Source organism: Bacillus sp. JJ864 (assembly GCF_036963045.1).
Taxonomy (GTDB): Bacteria; Bacillota; Bacilli; order Bacillales; family Bacillaceae_G; genus Bacillus_A; species Bacillus_A pseudomycoides_C.
Genome location: NZ_JBALLY010000185.1, coordinates 890 through 3930, shown reverse-complemented (window position 1 = coordinate 3930; position 3041 = coordinate 890). Strand labels below are relative to the sequence as shown.

General features: G+C 32.2%; 4 protein-coding genes. 2 read left to right on the top strand and 2 right to left on the bottom strand.

What is annotated here, in order from left to right:
- Window positions 1–44: 44 nt before the first annotated feature.
- Both V7024_RS22080 and V7024_RS22075 read left to right on the top strand, forming a co-directional pair.
- Entirely contained in the window at window positions 45–1172 is a 1128-nt protein-coding gene (locus V7024_RS22080; RefSeq protein ID WP_438824501.1) for an MFS transporter, read from the top strand.
- Window positions 1173–1469: 297 nt separating this feature from the next.
- Window positions 1470–2180: a hypothetical protein gene (locus tag V7024_RS22075; RefSeq protein ID WP_335523947.1), complete on the top strand. Its 711-nt coding sequence runs from the start codon at window positions 1470–1472 to the stop codon at window positions 2178–2180.
- A 234-nt stretch (window positions 2181–2414) separates the two neighbouring features.
- Here V7024_RS22075 and V7024_RS22070 read toward each other — a convergent pair whose 3' ends face one another.
- Both V7024_RS22070 and V7024_RS22065 read right to left on the bottom strand, forming a co-directional pair.
- Entirely contained in the window at window positions 2415–2681 is a 267-nt protein-coding gene (locus V7024_RS22070; RefSeq protein ID WP_335523945.1) for a hypothetical protein, read from the bottom strand.
- Window positions 2668–2793: a hypothetical protein gene (locus V7024_RS22065; protein ID WP_335523942.1), complete on the bottom strand. Its 126-nt coding sequence runs from the start codon at window positions 2791–2793 to the stop codon at window positions 2668–2670. Before V7024_RS22065 ends, V7024_RS22070 begins: the two co-directional genes overlap by 14 nt.
- Window positions 2794–3041: the final 248 nt, after the last annotated feature.

Genomic DNA, 3041 nt, shown 5'->3' with positions numbered 1-3041 from the left:
TATTTCATATATGAAATAAAATCAAAAACAAAGGGGAAATTGAAGTGAATGATAAAGAAATTAAACCTATGTTAATTCTACTAGCAATTGTAGCATTTTTTATTGGAATGGATTCTTTAGTGGTATCACCTTTAATTCCTGATATTGCTAAATCTACTTCAACATCAATGGAAAGGGGAGGGTGGTTAATTACCTCTTATGCATTATTTTATGGATTAACTGCTCCATTTTTTGGTCCGGTTTCTGATAAATTTGGTCGCAAACAAATGATTGTGACAGGGATGGTTATATTTTCAATAGGAACTTTTTGTACAGGACTATCACAAAATTTTAATACAATCTTGATTTTTCGTGCATTAACAGGTTTAGCAGGGGCTATGGTTGGTTCTACTGTGCTAGGTGTACCAATTGGGGCTTTCTTAACTTCCGTCGGTAATTGGCAATGGACTTTTTATGGTATAGGAGTTTTAGCAATGTTGGTAGCATTTATTATAATGGGCTTGTTACCTAAAACGTCACCAACAAATCAAATTCCAGTTTCTGCACCAGCGGTAATAGTTTCTGCAATTAAGACAGCCTTTACAAATCCGTCTGTGTTCTTTGCATTATTATCTACATTCTCATGGACTGTTAGTTTACAAGGAATGTTTTCTTATATAGGAGTTTATTATAAAGGGAATTTTGATTTTAGTGTAGAAAAAACAGGAATGGTAATTTTTTTGGCAGGAGCCGGTAGTATTATCGGCAACATCATAGGTGGTAAATTAGCAGATAAAATTGGTAAAAAAGCAGTTGTCTCAATTGCTACTATTATCGCTGCAGTAGGAGTTGTTAGTTTCACTTTGTTAACTGAGCATGTAATATTTGCGGTGATTGTACACATAATATGGAGTACAGCAATTGGTTTTGGACAATCTTCATTAACAGCTTTAATTTCAGAATTAAGTCCAAAAGTAAGAGGTACCGTAATGGCTCTAAATAGCTCAGCGATGTACATTGGAATGATGTTTGCCTCCGCGGGCGCTTCTTGGTTATTGATAGGCGGGCACACATTTTTAGCTATTGGCATAATGTGTGCAATTGCTAGTTTCTTAGTGTTGCCAATTATTCATTTCTTAATAAAAGAAAATTCGATTACATCAGTTGATGAGCAACGAGTTCAAGCAAAATAATTTGAAAATGTATCTTAGAAAATATTTTTGTTGTTATGGTGACATGCCACATGCCACATGCCCATCAAGTTAATATCTCATAATCCCCCCAGACCGAAAAATTTGTACATTTTGCTCGTTTTATTGTTTTGGGCTAACTTGTTCTTTTTAGCTTGATGTCGATGGGGCAATACCCCTTATCGTTGTAGATCCACATTTTCCTGATTCTACTCCACATGAGAAACGATAAATATGAAAATTAATTTGTGATGATATATAGCTTAGAGCAAAATATGAAAATAATTTAGGAGGGAATTTATGGAGGGACATGTATTACTACCAAATGAATTGAAAAAAGAAGCTCAAGATATGGGTTTTTTTCTTATCGAGGGAAAAGTAGATTTGGGTTCAGAAATCAACAAAATAGAAATACCAAATTTAAAAGATTTTCTAGAATTTCAGGTACATGTAGATAACAAATTATTATTCTTTGAATATGAGTTTGAATACGAGGAAAACTATATTATCCCTGATGAAGATCAGTGTATGTACGAAGAATATGAAGAAATAATACAATCGCAGATAAGATTGAAGATCGCTAAACATAATAAAACAATAAAAGAAATCGATTTTGATAAACCATATAGTTTATTAATGTATTATATAAAGGACGGATTCTTATTCTATAACCATACCATTAAAGATGATGACTCTTCTATTTATGAAGAAACATTGGAAGATATTATTGAATCAGCGATACAGGAAATACCAGAGGGAAAATTAGAAGAAATTAAAAAGAATCGCCGTGCAAAGACTGATAAACAAGTACAACAGTTAAAAGAACTGATTTTTGACGATCCAAAATTTAAAACCGCTACAAACGTAACGTTCAGACAAGCATATTCTTCTCGTTTTTTCAAAAATAATCCTGAATATAGAGACCTTTTACATCGTGCTAATTACCGTCATCCAAATCTTTTTATAGAAGAAATATGGAAAGAGTTTAAAGGAAAGGGATTACATAAATAACCTAGAAGGATCATAACACCATTCTGGGGGGTGATATTATTGAGTTTTATCTTTTATTCATAACAGAATTTATACGGTAAATCGTTGAACAAATAGGCAGGACTTATAATCAATCGGAAGGTTATTATGACTGTTGTAGGTATCTTAGGAATAGTTCATGATGAAGAATGGCAAAGAAATATCAATTTCCTTTATCACTAGTTCAAGAACTAATATTAGAGTTTAAACAAGATGTTATTTGCGGGGAGGTACATCCAAACAGTTGGGAACTTTATTTACTCTTACTGTCAATTCTAGTCTAATTACACCTACAGTTTTAAATAACTGAGTTCCAATTCCTTTACCGTTAACCTCATTTGTTACACCGGCAACAATATAAACCCTATGTTTAATTCGTTTAGGATTACCACCAATTGGCATCGAATATCCTACTAATTTATAATGAATCTCGGCAATAAAATTAGCTGAAATAGAAGAGAGAGAAATTTTATTGTTGTTCAATTGTAGTAGATCTTTCTCCATCCTCAAATAACATAAATTCCGTTTCCCCATCAATCTTTTTGCATAATTCTAGAAAAGATTCTGCATCTCTTTCCGCAATTAATCGAATCATGTAAAAAAACCTCACTATAATTAATTTATCGTAACAATACATAATTCGATTCATATCTATATGAATCATCTTTTTTACACTAAGAAAATTATATACATATAAACATCCTTACTTATGGGAGAGAACAAAAAGTTTGCTCTGCTAAAACCAAATACTTTAATATTCTTAGACTAAACAAATGCGAGATTCTCATTTTAGGCAACAAAGAAATTTTTAAGCTAATGGGCATGCGTCGAGACCACTTATAG